This window comes from Paenibacillus sp. B-A-8, from assembly GCF_048572915.1.
Lineage (GTDB): Bacteria > Bacillota > Bacilli > Paenibacillales > Paenibacillaceae > Paenibacillus_AQ.
Genome location: NZ_CP183882.1, coordinates 2,304,107 through 2,320,666 on the forward strand (window position 1 = coordinate 2,304,107; position 16,560 = coordinate 2,320,666).

General features: G+C 41.3%; 13 protein-coding genes. 9 read left to right on the forward strand and 4 right to left on the reverse strand.

Going from position 1 to position 16,560, the window contains the following annotated elements; genetic code table 11:
• The first annotated feature begins 9 nt into the window (after window positions 1-9).
• The 4 genes from ACN6MV_RS09835 (at window position 10) to ACN6MV_RS09850 (ending at window position 7,440) form a co-directional block, all read left to right on the forward strand.
• On the forward strand, window positions 10-1,383 hold the full coding sequence (locus ACN6MV_RS09835; RefSeq protein WP_042126047.1) for an extracellular solute-binding protein: 1,374 nt from the start codon (window positions 10-12) through the stop codon (window positions 1,381-1,383).
• A gap of 84 nt (window positions 1,384-1,467) precedes the next feature.
• The gene (locus tag ACN6MV_RS09840; protein WP_042186594.1) at window positions 1,468-2,364 is read left to right on the forward strand and encodes a carbohydrate ABC transporter permease; all 897 of its coding nucleotides are present in this window, start codon (window positions 1,468-1,470) and stop codon (window positions 2,362-2,364) included.
• Window positions 2,365-2,377: 13 nt separating this feature from the next.
• Window positions 2,378-3,244, forward strand: coding sequence for a carbohydrate ABC transporter permease (locus ACN6MV_RS09845; RefSeq protein ID WP_042126051.1), 867 nt, complete (start codon window positions 2,378-2,380; stop codon window positions 3,242-3,244).
• Window positions 3,245-3,318: 74 nt separating this feature from the next.
• Window positions 3,319-7,440, forward strand: a complete 4,122-nt coding sequence (locus ACN6MV_RS09850) for a beta-N-acetylglucosaminidase domain-containing protein (protein ID WP_419886246.1) — start codon at window positions 3,319-3,321, stop codon at window positions 7,438-7,440.
• A 79-nt stretch (window positions 7,441-7,519) separates the two neighbouring features.
• Here the strand turns inward: ACN6MV_RS09850 and ACN6MV_RS09855 are convergent, their stop codons facing one another.
• Window positions 7,520-7,885, reverse strand: a complete 366-nt coding sequence (locus ACN6MV_RS09855) for a VOC family protein (protein WP_052414542.1) — start codon at window positions 7,883-7,885, stop codon at window positions 7,520-7,522.
• Between the two features lie 203 nt (window positions 7,886-8,088).
• On the opposite strand from ACN6MV_RS09855, the gene ACN6MV_RS09860 reads away from it, so the two are divergent.
• The 3 genes from ACN6MV_RS09860 to ACN6MV_RS09870 all read left to right on the forward strand — a co-directional run bounded on the left by ACN6MV_RS09860 (window position 8,089) and on the right by ACN6MV_RS09870 (window position 12,058).
• On the forward strand, window positions 8,089-10,176 hold the full coding sequence (locus tag ACN6MV_RS09860; protein WP_419886247.1) for an alpha/beta hydrolase fold domain-containing protein: 2,088 nt from the start codon (window positions 8,089-8,091) through the stop codon (window positions 10,174-10,176).
• A gap of 127 nt (window positions 10,177-10,303) precedes the next feature.
• The gene (locus ACN6MV_RS09865) at window positions 10,304-10,951 is read left to right on the forward strand and encodes a hypothetical protein (RefSeq protein WP_042126066.1); all 648 of its coding nucleotides are present in this window, start codon (window positions 10,304-10,306) and stop codon (window positions 10,949-10,951) included.
• A 297-nt stretch (window positions 10,952-11,248) separates the two neighbouring features.
• The gene (locus tag ACN6MV_RS09870) at window positions 11,249-12,058 is read left to right on the forward strand and encodes an acyltransferase domain-containing protein (protein WP_419886248.1); all 810 of its coding nucleotides are present in this window, start codon (window positions 11,249-11,251) and stop codon (window positions 12,056-12,058) included.
• A gap of 120 nt (window positions 12,059-12,178) precedes the next feature.
• On the opposite strand, the gene ACN6MV_RS09875 is transcribed toward ACN6MV_RS09870, so the two are convergent.
• Together ACN6MV_RS09875 and coaA are read right to left on the reverse strand one after the other, a co-directional pair.
• Window positions 12,179-13,183 (reverse strand): glycosyltransferase family 8 protein, encoded by a 1,005-nt coding sequence (locus ACN6MV_RS09875; RefSeq protein WP_375102478.1) that lies wholly within the window; start codon window positions 13,181-13,183, stop codon window positions 12,179-12,181.
• Between the two features lie 166 nt (window positions 13,184-13,349).
• Complete coding sequence (gene coaA / locus ACN6MV_RS09880; RefSeq protein WP_341111733.1) at window positions 13,350-14,285, reverse strand: type I pantothenate kinase; 936 nt, start codon at window positions 14,283-14,285, stop codon at window positions 13,350-13,352.
• Window positions 14,286-14,550: 265 nt separating this feature from the next.
• On the opposite strand from coaA, the gene ACN6MV_RS09885 reads away from it, so the two are divergent.
• The gene (locus ACN6MV_RS09885; RefSeq protein ID WP_419886249.1) at window positions 14,551-14,784 is read left to right on the forward strand and encodes a suppressor of fused domain protein; all 234 of its coding nucleotides are present in this window, start codon (window positions 14,551-14,553) and stop codon (window positions 14,782-14,784) included.
• A 35-nt stretch (window positions 14,785-14,819) separates the two neighbouring features.
• On the opposite strand, the gene ACN6MV_RS09890 is transcribed toward ACN6MV_RS09885, so the two are convergent.
• Window positions 14,820-15,200 (reverse strand): VOC family protein, encoded by a 381-nt coding sequence (locus tag ACN6MV_RS09890; protein ID WP_419886250.1) that lies wholly within the window; start codon window positions 15,198-15,200, stop codon window positions 14,820-14,822.
• A gap of 221 nt (window positions 15,201-15,421) precedes the next feature.
• Here ACN6MV_RS09890 and ACN6MV_RS09895 point away from each other — a divergent pair, with 221 nt between their 5' ends.
• Window positions 15,422-16,459, forward strand: a complete 1,038-nt coding sequence (locus ACN6MV_RS09895; RefSeq protein WP_419886251.1) for an NADH:flavin oxidoreductase/NADH oxidase — start codon at window positions 15,422-15,424, stop codon at window positions 16,457-16,459.
• The last annotated feature ends 101 nt before the right edge of the window (window positions 16,460-16,560 follow it).

Sequence of the window (16,560 nt, forward strand, 5' to 3'; positions counted from 1 at the left end):
GGATAGCCAATGAAAAGCAAGGGTAAAAAGAAAGCGGCATTAAGTCTAGTTATGATGTCCATTATATTGTCTCTGGCAGGATGTGGCGGGGGGACAAATGGGGCTGAAGCTCCAGCTCCTGAGAAAACAACAGCTGCGACGCAGACTGAGCCAGTAAAGACAGACGAACCCAAGCCCGAAGAGCCAAAAGTAGCGGGAGACCTCGAAATTCAATACTTTGTCGGCGGTTATGGAGACGGTTGGTGGAAAGAAGTCATTGGTGAATTCAAGAAGAAGTACCCAGATGTGAACATTAAAGAATCCGCAGGTTCTCAGATCAACGAGCAAATGAAGCCGCGCTGGATCCAAGGTAATCCACCAGATGTCGTATACATCGATGGAGCAGGTTCGAATGAAACACAAATGGTGCTTGATGACCAATTAATGGATATTACAGATTGGGTTAAAGATGCGAAAAATGTGGATGGCGAAGCGCTTACGAGCAATTTGATCGCACCTCCACAAGACTATAGTGGTAAAAACTATACGATTCCACTCGTATTCGGATCATGGGGAACTTTCTATGATGAAACCCTGTTTACTGAAAAGGGCTGGGATGTTCCAAAAGATTGGGATAGCTTCCTTGCCACTAGTGAAAAAATCAAAGCAGATGGCGTATATCCTTACATCCATACCGGCAAATACCCATACTACATCGTAGGAGGGCTCTTAAATACAGGCTTTGTATCTGAGAATGGAGACGACCCGCAAATCTTAAAGGATCAAGAAGCAGCTAAAGAGGGTTCTTTTAAAAATGATGCTGTAGCGAATACTTTGAAAAAGATCGTTGATATGAGAGACAAAGGTTACTTCGATAACGCGTCGTTCGGGATGAGCCATACAGACTCCCAAATGCTCTTCCTGCAGCATAAAGATGCAATGATTCCTAACGGCTTGTGGCTCGAAAATGAAATGAAAAAAGATGTACCAGAAGGCTTCAAATTTGGATTCATTCCTTCCGTTATGCAGAAGCCAGGCGGTAAATTTGTAGCGATTCCTTACACTAGTAATATTGCCATTGCAAAGAAGGCTAAAAATCCAGATGCAGCAAAAGCATTTATTGAATTTATTTTTACAAAGCAAGCCGCAGTTCGTTGGGCTGAGCTTACAGGCGCTTTGATGAACGTTAAGGCAGACCTGGAATCTTCAGGTGCAAGTGATGTTGTTAAAACGGCAATGAAGTACTTCAACGGAAGTGACACAATCGTTGCTCCTGTATTTAAATTGGCTGCGGACATTGAGCAGGCAGAGAATGATGCAACCATTGCATTGCTTCAAGGTTCCATTACACCAGATGAATGGATGGACCGTATGGAGAAGGCGGCAGCCAAAATCCGGAAGTAAGTTAGGACTCTCTTTCTAAGCAATCAGAGGACATAAGTGCCTCTGATTGTTCTTTCAAATTTAAGGGGAGGATGGCTTACGCCCATGAAGAACAATAAATTGTGGAAACGAAATTTGTTTATTGCGAGTTTCTTGCTGCCTACGTTTGCTATCTTTTGTTTATTCACTATTTATCCGCTGTTTCGAGGCTTATACCTGAGCTTCTTTGATTGGTCAGGCGGTTCCGAATCGATGAATTTTATCGGTATTGATAATTATAGACAATTATTCTCGGATGAGATCATACCAAAAGCCATTTCGAATGATTATTTCTTGATTTTTTGGAAGGTCATCTTAATTATGTTGTTTGCAACGTTTTTCGCTGTATCATTGACCCGTCTAAAATTGAAAGAATACGGATTTTACCGAGTGGTGTTTTTCTTTCCGAATATCATTTCCGTAGCCGTTATCGGTGTATTGTGGAGTTTTATATACAATCCCCGTCTTGGATTCCTGAATGCGTTTATCTCGTTATTTACAGGAAAACCTGTGGAAACGAACTGGTTAGGGGACTCAAATCTCGCAATGTGGTCACTTCTACCTCCTAGTGTATGGGCCGGTATCGGATTCTATATGCTGCTCATCATCGCCTCTATCCTAGGTATTCCTTCCTCGCTATATGAAGCAGCCAGTATCGATGGTGCTGGACAATGGCAACAGTTTACTCGAATTACTTTACCGCTGATCTGGGAACAATTCAAAACCTCTATCATTCACATTGTTATTACAACACTGAACGGCTCCTTTATTATCGTTAAGCTGATGACGGATGGTGGCCCGGATAATCAGACACAAGTGCTCGGTTATTATTTGTATCAGATGGGCTTCAAGCAGTTCCATTTAAGCTATGGGGCAACCATCGGGGTATTGATATTACTGTTATCTTTAATCACCACTTTAATTTTGCAACGCATTCTTCACCGGGAGTCCATTGAAATGTAAGGAGGAAAATACTTTGAACGATAGTCCCGCCAAAAAACCACTTCAGCTGATATCAAAAATTGCAGTTCGATTTTTCCTCATCTTGTGGAGCTTGGTTGTCTTATATCCGGTTCTTTGGACATTCCTGACTTCCTTAAAGGATAATCAGCAGGTCATGCTTGGGAAACCGTGGGATTTTCCATCTATTTTTCGTTTTGAAAACTATACAAATGTGTGGAGCAGAGCAAACTTTGGAGATTACTTTTTAAACTCCATTATAGTAACTGTAGCTAGTACACTGTTGTCGCTTATTATGGCTGCTACAACAGCGTATATATTAGCTCGATTTACCTTTAAATCTAGAGGCCTGTTTTATTTCGTATACGTTGCTTCGATGATGATTCCAACAACACTCGGATTGATACCGTTGTTCTTTCTTCTCGGAGATATGAATTTGTCGAACTCCTTGGTAGGGCTTACGCTTGTTTATTCCGTCGGAACAATTGGTATCCTGCCGTTCGGTATCTTCTTTCTGGTTGGATTCTACAAGACACTTCCCCGTGAGCTTGAAGAAGCCGCAACAATTGATGGATCTTCACTATACGGCGTTTTCTTCAAGATCATGTTGCCATTATCGAAGCCCGGTTTAATCACGGTAGGAATCATGAATGCTTTAACGGTGTGGAATGAATACATTATGGCCACGGTATTGATCAACGATCCAGCGAAATACACTATTCCTGTAGGAATAGCCATTATGCAAGGTGAAATGCAGTACAGAACGGAATGGGGACCCTTGTTTGCGGGCCTTTCCATTTCTATGATTCCCGTCATTGTGATGTACGTGTTGTATCAACGTCAAATTACGGGTGGGTTAACAGCAGGTGCGTTGAAGGGTTAATTGCTGTTTTTAAACGCTTACCGTCCTTAATGGACGTCGAAGGCATTTTAGCTTGTTATAGGAGGGTTAAGGAAATGCCGAAGAAGATTCTCAGTATCTTCATTACACTTATGATGGTGGCCGGCTTGTTCTCCAGTTTTGCAGCTGCAGCGGATGTTGCCTCTGATCTTCCGCAAAAAGATGCAAAACTAACGAAATCCTATGAAATCTATCCATTACCGCAGCAACAAACCGAAGAAGAGACAATCGTAACCATGACACAAAATGTAAACGTTGTTATTGAAGATTCGATTGACCAGCCGACAAGAAAGCTGCTTCAAAAGATACTGGATTCCAAGTCACTTCAGGTTACTGAGTCAGGAGCTGCAGTAGCAGGGAAAACAAATATCTTTTTGGGAACTAGAAAATCATCAGGCTATGTAGACAATTACTTCACTCAGAATATTCCTTATATAGCGGATAACTTCAATGAGCTGGACGCTTATGTTCTTAACGTTAGCACGAAGCAACAGAATAAAGGTGTTATTGCGATACTGGGTAAAAATACGGATGCAGCTTATTATGGCCTGGCAACGCTGAAGATGATTTTTGATCAAATTCCTGATCTGCAGGTTCGTAATCTCACTATCGAAGATTTCTCTGATACTCGCTCGCGGGGATTTATCGAAGGCTTTTATGGCACACCTTGGTCACATGAAGATCGAATGAGCTTGATGCGTTTCGGTGGAGAGCTGAAGATGAACACTTATATTTTTGCACCTAAAGATGATAAGTACCATAACGCGCAATGGAGAACGCCTTATCCTGCAGCTGAGCTTGCCAAGATCAAAGAACTGGTTGATGTCGGTCATGAATCCAAGACGCAGTTTGTATGGGCGATTCATCCAGGGTTCAATATGATCAATTGGAACAATTATGATGCTGAACTCCAAACCTTACTTGCGAAGCTTGAACAATTGTACAGTGTAGGCGTACGTCAATTTGGACTATTTATGGATGATATCAGTACATCACAATCATTAGTAGATAAAGAAAAACATGTGAAGTTAATTACAGATGTTGCGAATTGGGTTACGTCCAAGAAAGACGTCAAATCATTAATTTATTGTCCTCCATTCTACAATAAAAGCTGGACCGGAACGTCTGGCAGACCTTATCTTGAATTCTTGAGAAATGTACCTGCGAATGTAGATATTATGTGGACCGGAAACGGCGTTGTTGCCTCTGTTAATGCAGCAGATATGCAGTGGCCGAAAGATGCACATGGAAGAGATCCGTATATGTGGTTAAATTGGCCAGTGAATGACTATAAGGATGCAAGACTGCTGCTCGGTAAAGCAGAAGTGCTCATTCCAGGTACACATAATATTTCAGGTGTGGTGTCTAATCCAATGAAGCATGCGGAATTATCTAAGATCGGTATCTTCGCGGTAGCGGATTACACTTGGAATGTAGATGATTTTGATCAAGAGGAGAGCTGGCTTGATTCATTTAAGCATATAGCCCCTGAAGTTGCCGCTGAGCTAAATACGATTGCCTATCATTTGAGTGACCCATCGCCTAGCGGTCATGGGCTTGTAGTAGGTGAATCGGAAAATATCAAAGCTGAGCTAGCGCAATTCTTAAGTCAATACTCAAGTGGTCAGCCGATAGAAACGACGGGGAATACATTGATTCAAGAATTTGATCTAGTATTGGACGCCATCGCGTCGTTTAGAGTAAATAACACGAATGAAAATATGGAAGAGGAAATTGATCCATGGCTAAATAGCTTACAAAATGTCATTCTTGCCGACAAATCGGCAGTTCTCTCTGCGATAGCGATCCAGAAAGAGAAGGTTGATCAGGCTTGGGAAGAACTTGCTAAGGCCACAAGTGCATTAAGCTTATCCAAAACATTCAAAATTGAGAAGCTTAATTCTCCAGATGTGACGGTTGAGGCAGGAGCAAAGCGGCTAGTTCCTTTTGCTGAGCAGCTCATCAATAAACTGGATGCTCAGATTTACACTTTGGTGGACCCGGAATATGTTAAACCTCTAGCTGTCAGCTCTTATGGTTCTCCTTCAGGATTAAACCTGATGGTAGACGGAGATTTAGCAACGAACGTCTATATTCAGACCCTTCAACAGAATGGGGACTGGTATGGCGTTGATTTTGGCAAAACCATTAAAGTGGAAGAAATTGCGATCACACAAGGTAGAACTGATGCGGATCACGATATATTCCAAAGGGGAATTCTTGAGTATTCCGTGAACGGTCAAGATTGGACCGCAATCGGAGAAGAGCGTTCCGGGTATAAAATTTCTGCTTCCGGGCTCAGTGTGAATGCTAGGATGGTTCGATATCGATTGACTCATGCTGGAATACCTGGAGGTAAGCCTGATTTATGGACGGCAGTTCGTGAGTTTTCCGTCAATGCAAGTAAAGATAAGGTTTCGATCTTCACTGATGTGCCAGAGTTGAAGGATACACCTATTACAGTAGCTGACAATGCTGTGCAATTAACGAACCTGAACGGAATCACACTAAAGCCATCTCAATATCTAGGGATTAATTTGAAATCCATTGAAGAGATTACGCAAGTGGCGTTAGAAGCTTCTAACGGAGAAGTCCGGTTAGAATCCTCTAAGAACGGTGTGGAATGGGAATCTGTTAATGAGGGGAATGGGGCGTTTGCTAGTGCTGCCTATTTCCGGATCATGAATAAGGGAACTGAGAATATCACTGTAGATCTGACAAGGCTCATGATCCAGCTGAACAAATTCTCTCCACCTATGATTACTCATAATTACGGAAGCATTTATGAAGGCTCTATCAACAACGTGTACAATGCTTCTTTAGAGAACAAGGTTTGGTTCGGTTCGATTCAATCCAAAGGGAAGTATATTCAGATCGACATGGGCGGTGTGGTGAATGTCCAGAATGTAGCTGTTGTGATTGGAGACGGTGAAGGAGATTTCTTCCGTAAGGGAGATTTACAGCTGTCACTAGACGGACAGACATGGGATACGATCCATACGTTTACTAATCCAAATGATCGGAGTTTGAATTTCCCTGAGCATGAGGTGCCTTACCGTTATAAGCGTGTTCAAGTTGACGGCGGCAAGCAAGCCCGATATGTAAGATTGATTTCAACTGAAACCTATGATGCATGGCTCGCGCTTAATGAAATTTTGGTTAATGAAGGGATTGAAAGACCGGGAACTTCCAATCCGGCTATCCAGGCTGAACCTGCTGGAAATATAGGAAATGAAGCCTTGCTGTCCGTTGACAAAAAGCTTTCCACCTTCTATATGCCAGGTACTGGGAATACGGGTTCCTTAAATTACAAATTGTCGAAGGATACTAAGGTAAAAGAAGTGATTGTTTTGCAAAATCCATCGGATAATTCAAACGCTGCGGTGTCCGTGCGAGATGCGAGTGGATGGCATAAGGTAGGTAACCTGTCCTCATCTTATAATACATTTGATACCTCCAAGTATAGTAATGTGTTTGAAGTGAAGATTCAGTGGGAGGGTTCGACTAAACCTAAAATCCACGAGATCATTACAGTTAAAAAAGACGGAAATGGTGAGGTTGATCCATCAGGTAAGATGACTTCTGTTCTGTCTGGGGTAGACACTGTAGCTGGCGGAAGAGATTTTCAACTGGCGTTTGGAGTGAAGAGTGTAACAGATGCTGTGTATGCAATGGATGTAACTATGAATTACGATCCTAAGCTGTTGGAACTCAAATCTTCTACTTCCTTGCGGAGTGGAATTCAGGTGCTTGAAACTGCTAATCACACGCCTGGAAAACTGCGGCTGCTGGTGGTGAGTGAAGGAGCGGACAACGCGATAATAGGCAATCTTCAGCTGTTATCTTTGGATTTTGGGACTAAGACAGTAGCGGAAGCTACAGAGAGTACTATTCAGATTGAAAAAGTGATCGTAGCAGATGCGGAAGGCAAGGAGAGCGAAACCGTTACATCGAGTCATAAGCTCAAGATCACTGCAGAGGAGCCGGAGCCTGGTATTCCTGGTGACATTAATAAAGATGGTAAAGTGTCCATCGGCGACTTGGCGATAGTCGCTGCTAATTATGGCAAAGATACCAGCAGCCCAGATTGGGCTGAGGCTAAACGTGCCGATATTAATAAAGATGGCGTGATTGATTTGAAAGACTTGGCGCTCGTAGCCCGTAAGATAACAGAATGATGTAACAAGGATAAGAAATCCATGCAAGCTATTGCTTGCATGGATTTTTTTGATTGCTTAGTACTGGACAAGCGCTAGTCTAGCTATGCTCCGCTAATTGCACCTCAAAACCGTCGGGGTCCAGTATATAAAAGAATCGTAAATGTGGATTGGGTGCGATCGGTCCGCGTGCGACGGGAATGCCGTGGCTTTTCAAATGCGCTATGGCGTTGTCGAGCGATTCCACTTCGAAACCAACGGAAACGCCACATTCTGGCTTTAGAGCCGGGTCGCTGCCCTGAATAAGCTCGATTTTCGGCTGCTCTGCAGTGCCTAACATAACAATTTGTTTTCCTCTACTCTCAAATCTGCGATCCATGGGAAGTCCTAGAATACGGTTATAAAAATCAAGGGAAGCCTCCAGATCGCGCACTCTGAGCGTTATCCAATTCATACTCAACTTCATGATTGTAATGTCCTCCTCTATCTATTTCTACGACAAAGCCGTTTCTTCAAATTATACGCTATCTTATTCGCTAAAAGTTCGTAATATTGAACCTAATTCGCGAAGGAATACATAATTGTTAAACGATTAGTTGAATTTTAAAATGATGATATTGGAATTATATTACTTTTTTGAATCCAAAATCATTCTGGGAGGTGGTCATAATGAAGCGTAGACTTATTTACGTTCTTACGATCCTAGTAATCGTTCTAAGTTCCTGGTTGTTACTGAATAACCGAGAGAGTAAGAGCGCTTTAGAAAAGGAGGGGAAAGAGGTGGCTAAAGTGAATGCTAATGACAGTAGCACAACAGCGGTTAAAGTTACTGTGAATAACGGACAAATTCCGGTTCAGTACCTGACTCCCGCTTATAAGGTTACAGTGCAAGGAGATATTTTGTATGCGAGTAAGAAGAATGAGACGGATGCTGTTGAACCGCTCAAACTCGATCTGTACGAGCCGTCAGGTGATGATAACAAGAAGAGACCTGTATTTATTTTCATTCACGGTGGGGGTTATACAGGAGGGGATAGGTACGATGCAGCGGACTTTTCTACGGGATTGGCAGAGCGAGGATATGCTGTATTGTCCATCGATTATAGGCTGAAAAAAGATCCGTTTACTAACTTCACCCACACGCTTAATGACGCTTATGAGGATATAAGCGATGTGATTAAATGGATCAACGATTACGCAGAACTTTACGGAATGGATGCAAGCCGTATTGTGATCGGCGGTGATTCGGCGGGAGGGCATCTAGCCATAAACTTTGTCAATCAATATGTAACAAAGGATCCATCTATCATTAAATATATATTTTCGATTGTAGATATTTATGGGGGGGATCTGACGACAAGTGCGAACAGCAAGCTGCCGCCAGTCCTCATCATTCATGGAACAATAGACAAACTAGTGCCGTACCAGCAAAGTGTTGAATTGGCTGAACAATTGAAAGAGATAGGAGTGTATTATAATCTACTAACTATGGAAGGTGTCGGACATGATTACAAGAATGAAAAATACATCGATGAGATTATGGAGACGACAACACATTTTCTATGGAATGTCATGAACAGTCCAGCACTTGCAAAGCTGCCGGAGATTTCTGGTATTTCTATTGCTGCTGGAGATGCCTTTGATATTAAGCTACCTGAGGCCTATCGCAGTCCCTCGAAGGAGCCGATGAACATCGATTTACCGGAGGGTTGGATACTTCGTGATGAGAAGGAAGAAGACAGACTTTGGATTCAGGTGCCGGAAGGCTTGGTGAGAGGAAACGATTCGCTGTTCGTCTCGCGCGGCGAAGATCCTAAAACAGCAATGAGCTTCGCTGTCAATGTCAACGTAATCGATCCGCTTACGGTGAAATATGAGACATTTTATGATGAATCTGCCAAAGAGATAAGGACTCATATGGATGTTACGAATCAGTCTACGAATATTTTCAGCGGTTCAGTGGAAGCAGATTATGAGACAGGACGTTCTACTCAGGGGACCTATAGCGCCTCTGTCGAGAATCTAGAACCGGGAAAAAGCGTGCGGCTAGAGATTCCTGAACTTGCATGGGGACAACGGACACTTAAATCTTTTAATGATATAGGTAATCTATTGCAAACGACTTTAGATTCCTTCAACGCGCTGTTGTTGCCAAAACTCAGTAAGCCCGTTGAAATCAATGGTAACCTATCTGATTGGAGTGATCAGGCTCGCTTTAATGTGAAGGATATCAAGATCAATGGTTGGCGAGGGGAGCAGGATATCAGCGCGACCGGTTCCTTAGCGTGGGATACGGATAACCTTTATCTAGGGGTAGAAGTTATAGATGACAAGCATGAACAGTCAGCATCGGGTGATGCTATTTGGAGTGGGGACAGCATCCAGATTGGCATTGGCATTGCAAACACAGATGGAACAGTGCCCTCAGAGTACCATGAACTGGGTGTGGCTAGGGGAAATGCAGGGAATTTACTCAAGTGGCGCTGGCTAACTCCAAGGGGTTTCAATATAAATGATGCCATAGAGCTAAAGTATGCGATAGAACGTTCTGGTTCAACAACCAGCTATGAATTAGCCATCCCGTGGCATGAACTGAGCTACGACATTACACAGGTGAAGCAAGGAATGAAGCTTAAATTTTCGCTGCTGGTTAATGATAATGACGGCGAGGGGCGTAGAGGCTGGATAGAATACAACAGTGGTATAGGGGCTTCAAAGGATGTTAATGCCTTCGGGGATCTGTTTTTGACGGATTGATAGAATCTTTAATAAACGGCAGAGATGCCGTTTATTTATTTTCTCCCCAACTGGTAGGAATTTGTCTATTTTTAAAGTGTCAGATCAATTCGCTAGATGGTATGATAGGATCGGGAGGGAATTTAAAATGACTAATGAGATAACCAATGAGAACGAGGAACCAACAAACGAGAACGAGGAAATAACCAGTGATCCAGAAATGTCTGAGGAGGATATGAATAAGCTAGTGATGGCTGTTCATCATAACGGTCTCGTAGCTTTGAGAGTACACTTTCAAGACGTTGAAGGACAAGTGTTAAATATGGAGGCCTACGGCCCGGTTTTTGTTTTTCACGTAAAGTCTGAGTTAGATCATGTCTATTCTTGCGGATTTTTTCTGCGTGAATTGATTGCAAGATTCCAATCGGGTAAGGATCCTGCAGCATGGATGGCTTCATTCTTTGTTGATCTGATGAAGATTGAGGGAGGCAAAACGCTTCCAAAACCGCCTTCAAGTGAAGAAGAAGCTAAAGCGATTATAGACAATGTATTAGTTCCGCAATGTATTAAAGAAATAACCGAAGAATTTGCGCCGGAGGATGTACATGTCGGCCTAGCTTGGAATGAGAAACTCGGTCCGGTGTTCGAGGCTGGATTTCCAGCAATAACCGATGGGAATAACGTATGCGCGTTCCCACTGCATTTATTGTTAACCCACTTGCAATTGAATCGGGATCCTTCCGAGCTGCTTGTTCAAGGTATGTATAACATCCGTAAAGAACATGGATTGGAGTAAAACAGGCTCTGAGCCCTGGCCATCCATAACCCAAAGAAACGGCAGAAATGCCGTTTCTTTGTTGTATTTTATGAGATGAAGATGATTTTGAACAATAACTGAAATATTGGTTGCAGTGGATAGATGATCATTGAAGTAGGTTGCTACCGCATCTATAATCAAATTATCCGAACTGAAAGCAGACACAGTTCCTTGAGCAGAAGAGTAGAATCAAGCTCTAAATCTAGATCTGCTTTTCACGATATGCTTTTGTAAAGTGGCGTTACAGGCATCTATAGGAACTAAGGAGGTTCTCTAGTGAACATCAGAGCATTGTGTGAAGGGATTAAGCTGGATCTAGCGGCTAGACAGCAGGTTTGTGAGTTTCAGATGAAAGAGGAAGAATATCTTGTTTATAAACAGCATTTTTATTTTGACAGATTTTCTTTTTTTGAATCTGTGAAATCTTCGGAGGGCTATCGAAAGCTGCTATTATATTTATTTGTGAGATTCGCAGTAGATGCTTATGAAGAGTATCGTATTCGTAACATTGAGGATAAGATCTATTATGATACATTCTCAGATATTCAGATTTGGTGCATTCAATGTCTGCGTGATTACGGTGAATATGGTATTGAAGAATATAATTGGCTGCAAGAGCATGTTCAGCTTCGGTTATTTCGGTTGGGAAGAATGCAATTTCAACCTTTTGCGATGGAGCGGGATTTAGTCGTTGACGGTTGTAGAATCTTTACCCATCAAATCGTGCTTAATGTGCACATTCCAGCGGGAGAACCTTTATCAGTTCAAAGTGTGGAGGAGTCCTTTAAGTTAGCTAGAGCTTTTTTTAGAGGGATATCTCCAGTGTTTATTTGTCATTCATGGCTGCTTGATCCGGAATTAAGTCAGATCTTGAACCCGGAATCTAATATTCTTCAGTTTCAAAGTCAGTTTAACATTTATGAGATCGATAAGAGTTCCAAGGAAGCAGAAGAAAGAATATTTAATAAGCTAAACGTGAGCCCTCATGATTACGAAGAAAATACCCGATTGCAACGGAATGCAAAAAACTTTCTAATTGCTGGAGGGAAGCTAGGAAGTGGTTATGGGATTAAAGTACATAAGTAAGTGGAATGATCTGGATCGAATATAATATACATGTGTTGAAATCAAGTTTCAGTAGGTTTTTCTTCAGCCCCCCCTAGAATTTCATTCTGAGGGGGGATTTTTGTTCATAAGGGCTGTTTTTTAACGTTTAATTCGTCGTTGATATTGAATTCTTGTATTGATCACGGTCCCTTTTCTTCTTCTAATTGTTCGGATTAATTTCAATTGAAACAGCGAAAGAGGTGAGATTCTTGTGCGAATAATTTTTATTTTACGTTTATAAATGATTCGTCTATTACTTTTTCGTGTGAAGCGCCGCTTAACATAGCTGACTTTTCGTTTTCTTCGTTTTAATTTGGCTTTAAAGGCTCTCCAAGGGGTTAGATTTAGGAATTTGCGATATAGCGCCAACCCTGAGGAATCTTTATTCCAGCATTTTTCATCTCCGGCAAAATGGACAATTTTATTATTGTAGTCATGATCTACGATGGCCATGTTAAATGAATTAAACCGGATATCGAGTGGAAGATAATTCGCTCCAAAAACCGCATTCAGAACATCCTGATCCGGCATGGTGACGTCAGGGAAAGTACGCAAAAAGTTCAGCATCTCTTGGTACCAGTTCGTATTCTGGCGGATATTATTCAAACCAAATAAGATTACTCCAGAATTAAAATAAGTCTCAGGATTTAGCCCTTTGGCGCTTACTATAGGCGCTACCTCCATGATGCCCTGATCCCAGATCGCTCCTAAATATTTGTCGTTTAGCTCAACTTGCCATAGCTCATTAATGTCCATGGTTACCAATACATCACAATCCAGATAAATAATTTTCTCAGCGGGTGTGATCGAAGGAAGAAGTAAGCGGTACATGCATGCCTGTGTCCACACATCGATGGAGTTAATATTGGCAAGCACCTGAAGCATATCCTCAGGTAAGGTGATCGAATAATAACTTATCGTATGATTATGTTTGGCGATTAACTTGTTGAACTTTCGCTTGTTATTTTCGGTTAAAGAGGCATCATGTAAAATATGAACATGAATTTGGGAACTTGTATGATGGAAAATTGAAGCTAACACAACACCGGCATGCTCGGCATATTGTCCATCCTTATCTTGAAAGGCCAAGGCGATTTCAATCATTTGATTTATCCTCTCTCTACATAGTGTACGAATGTACCATAGTATACGTTAGCCTTGACGAGAGGATAGAGGCATTACACCTACGATATTCACCCAATTTGATTTTCATATAAAAAAACCAAGCTCTGTACATCAGAACTTGGTTTGTGAGAATACGTTCATTTTTTTATTTTCGCAGCTTAATGCGATCTATGTGATGGTCGTTATTTTTAAATAGAATAAGATCTGCGCGATTTCTGGTAGGCAAAATATTGTGTATCAAATTTTCAAAATTGATTTCTTTCCATATTCTTTTCGAGATCTCGATAGATTCTTCTAGTGATAACTGCGCATACTTTTTAAAATAAGATTGCTCATCTTGGAAGGCGGTATCTCTAAGCTTAATAAAACGATCAATATACCATTTCTCTATATTATTCACATCAGCATCCACATAAATTGAAAAATCAAAGAAATCAGATACAAAATAGTTTGGCACACTTTGATTCAGCCTCAAACTAGTCTGAAGAACATTTAATCCTTCAACAATTAGGATGTCCGGGTTCTCGATCGTGATATATTCATCTGGCACAATATCATAAGTTAGATGCGAGTAGACAGGACTTTGAACACTCGAAACACCAGACTTCACTTTAGTTAAAAATGAAATTAAACTACGTGTGTCGTAGCTTTCAGGAAATCCTTTTTTCTTCATGATTCCACGCTTTTCTAGCTCCGCATTGGGAAGTAAGAACCCGTCAGTTGTAACTAAATCTACTTTTGGATGAGATGGTAGCTGAGAGAGGAGTTTCTGAAGAAGTCTAGCGGTTGTACTCTTGCCAACAGCTACACTTCCGGCGATGCCTATGATGAAAGGACCTTTTTTAAGATCATTATTAAGAAAGTGATTTATAGATTCTTTATATTTATGAGAGGCTTGAAGCTGCAGATTTATCAATTGGGACAGAGGAAGATAGACCTCATTTACATCCTCAATCGAAATTTTATCGTTAATACTTTGGATATCGCTAAGCTCTTCTTCTGATAATTGGATAGCGGTGAAATCGCTTAGTTTTTTCCAATCCTCACGTAAATACAGTGTATATGCTGAATTATTCACCATTAAAGTTTCCACATCCCTGGATTTAATAAAATATAAGAAAGTATAAGTTATGTGCCTATACTTTAAGTCTTATATTTCTCGCTTAAACGCTTACCGTCCTTATAAGGACGCCGAAGGCGGTTACGCTTGGAGATTCATCTTTAGGTATTATAACCGTTCATTCAACTGGATTCCATTCATAGCAATCGACATTAGTATGGACATTCTGGAGAATTCATTCAATAAATAGGAAAATGAATTAAAATATATGATTTCAGTGTGATCAATGTTCGTGTGGGTACCACACGTTGAAGATAAAGCTGTTTTTTTTAATTTGGAAATGAACAGTGAGAAAGTGGTGCACTTCTATACTTTAATTCCGCTTTATAGGGAAGAGTTAGATTATAAAGTTAAGCATGGTGAGGAAGAACAGCTTAATAAGTTAAACAAGATTGGGGTCACCGATGTTCTGAATCCTTCCCGTAGAAATAGCTGTAAGAAGATATTTGGACTCTTTTGAAAAATAAGAAAAACGGCCGAGGGCCGTTTTTTTTCTTATTCTTTGATCCCAAAAGCAATCCAGCGCCCATCAACATCTTCAATAACAAATTCCTTGTTATTATAGTCTGTGTTTGCTAATGTTCGGACAATATTAACCCCAGCGGCTTCAAATTCTTTTTCCAACTGCTCTTGCTGTTTCGTTATAAAATAGGCGTCGTAACCATAGCCATACAATTCTCGATTAGGAATAACCCGTTGTCCTTGGGATTGCGTAAGGATGATCTCTGTATCATCACGATACAGGCAAATATGCGGTTCCTCCGTATCTAAATAGGGCACAGCTTGAAAACCTAAGTACTGACTGTAATAAGCAGCTGTATGCTCAATATCCAGGGTAGGGAAAATACTATGTGATTGTAAAAGCTTTTTGTCCACTTTTAAGTCCATCCTTTCTAAAAAAAAAGATATCCATATATTACCTTGTGACAAAGATTTCAACAATACGCGGAGTTATTATTCCGTAGGAGACATTCATGGTTGACACCATAGATATTGTATAATAATATACATGCATGAGCATGCATTTAATATTCTTTGCTAAAACATGGGTTCAATGTTCATAATAAATTTAGTTTTTTATAAAGAGGAGAGATATCATGAAGGACTTGTTCACCCCGTATGAAATGAAGGATTTGAAATTGAAGAACCGCGTGGTTATGCCTCCGATGTGTCAATATTCAGTGACGAACAAAGATGGGATTGCTACCGATTGGCATTATAATCATTACGTGAGTCGTGCCATTGGAGGCACAGGATTAATTATTATTGAAATGACCGATGTGGAACCAGATGGCCGAATTACTGATTTTGACCTTGGCATTTGGTCTGATGAGCAAATTCCTGCACTGGCTAGAATTGTTGATGCATGTCATTCTTATGGAGCAAAAGTAGGTATTCAAATTGCGCATGCGGGGCGTAAAGCTGAAGATGCAACAGTTCCTGTATCCTCATCTGCCGTTCCATTTGATGCTGACTCCAAAACACCGCGTGCCCTAACGACTGAAGAAGTGAAGGGTATGGTTGAGAAGTTCCGGCTCAGTGTGAAGCGTGCAATTCAAGCAGGATTTGATGTTATCGAGCTTCATGGTGCGCACGGCTATCTTATCCATCAGTTCCATTCACCACTAACCAATCAAAGAACAGATGAATATGGCAAGGATTTGACCTTGTTCGGTACCGAGATTATTCGTGCAGCGAAAAGTGAAATGCCTGAAGGAATGCCATTGATTATGCGTATCTCAGCTCAAGAATATGTAGATGGCGGATATGGCATTAAAGAAAGCCTGGCATTTAGTAAAGCGTATAAAGAAGCCGGCGCAGATATTTTCCATATCAGTGCGGGTGGTGAAGGCCCTATCGCTGCGGCTGGTAAGCCAGGAACACATGCGGCGTATCAAGTACCTTTGGCAAGAGAGATTAAATACCGCTTGAATGTTCCGGTGATTGCTGTTGGTAGATTGGATGAACCTGCTCTTGCTAATGCAGTGATTGGGAATGAGGAAGCAGATCTTGTTGCCGTGGGTCGTGGGATGCTAAGAAATCCATATTGGACCTTAGAGGCTGGGGTTGAGCTTCAGAAGGATCCGGGTATTCCTCGGCAGTATGCCTTTGGATTTCCTAGAATTAAAGGATAAAGAATAACGAAAATTATTTATATCATTTGGAGAGGCCGGCTTGTTAGAGAGACGGTCTTTTCTCTTTTTTTGGATTAAGCTTGGCACAATGGATGTGGAGT

Excerpts from the sequence above, each read along its gene's own strand:
- ACN6MV_RS09895 (WP_419886251.1), top strand. The coding sequence starts at position 15,422 with ATGAAGGACTTGTTCACCCCGTATGAAATGAAGGATTTGAAATTGAAG.
- ACN6MV_RS09840 (WP_042186594.1), top strand. The coding sequence starts at position 1,468 with ATGAAGAACAATAAATTGTGGAAACGAAATTTGTTTATTGCGAGTTTC.
- ACN6MV_RS09860 (WP_419886247.1), top strand. The coding sequence starts at position 8,089 with ATGAAGCGTAGACTTATTTACGTTCTTACGATCCTAGTAATCGTTCTA.
- ACN6MV_RS09855 (WP_052414542.1), bottom strand. The coding sequence starts at position 7,885 with ATGAAGTTGAGTATGAATTGGATAACGCTCAGAGTGCGCGATCTGGAG.
- coaA (WP_341111733.1), bottom strand. The coding sequence starts at position 14,285 with ATGGTGAATAATTCAGCATATACACTGTATTTACGTGAGGATTGGAAA.
- ACN6MV_RS09850 (WP_419886246.1), top strand. The coding sequence starts at position 3,319 with ATGCCGAAGAAGATTCTCAGTATCTTCATTACACTTATGATGGTGGCC.
- ACN6MV_RS09865 (WP_042126066.1), top strand. The coding sequence starts at position 10,304 with ATGACTAATGAGATAACCAATGAGAACGAGGAACCAACAAACGAGAAC.
- ACN6MV_RS09875 (WP_375102478.1), bottom strand. The coding sequence starts at position 13,183 with ATGATTGAAATCGCCTTGGCCTTTCAAGATAAGGATGGACAATATGCC.
- ACN6MV_RS09835 (WP_042126047.1), top strand. The coding sequence starts at position 10 with ATGAAAAGCAAGGGTAAAAAGAAAGCGGCATTAAGTCTAGTTATGATG.
- ACN6MV_RS09885 (WP_419886249.1), top strand. The coding sequence starts at position 14,551 with ATGTTCGTGTGGGTACCACACGTTGAAGATAAAGCTGTTTTTTTTAAT.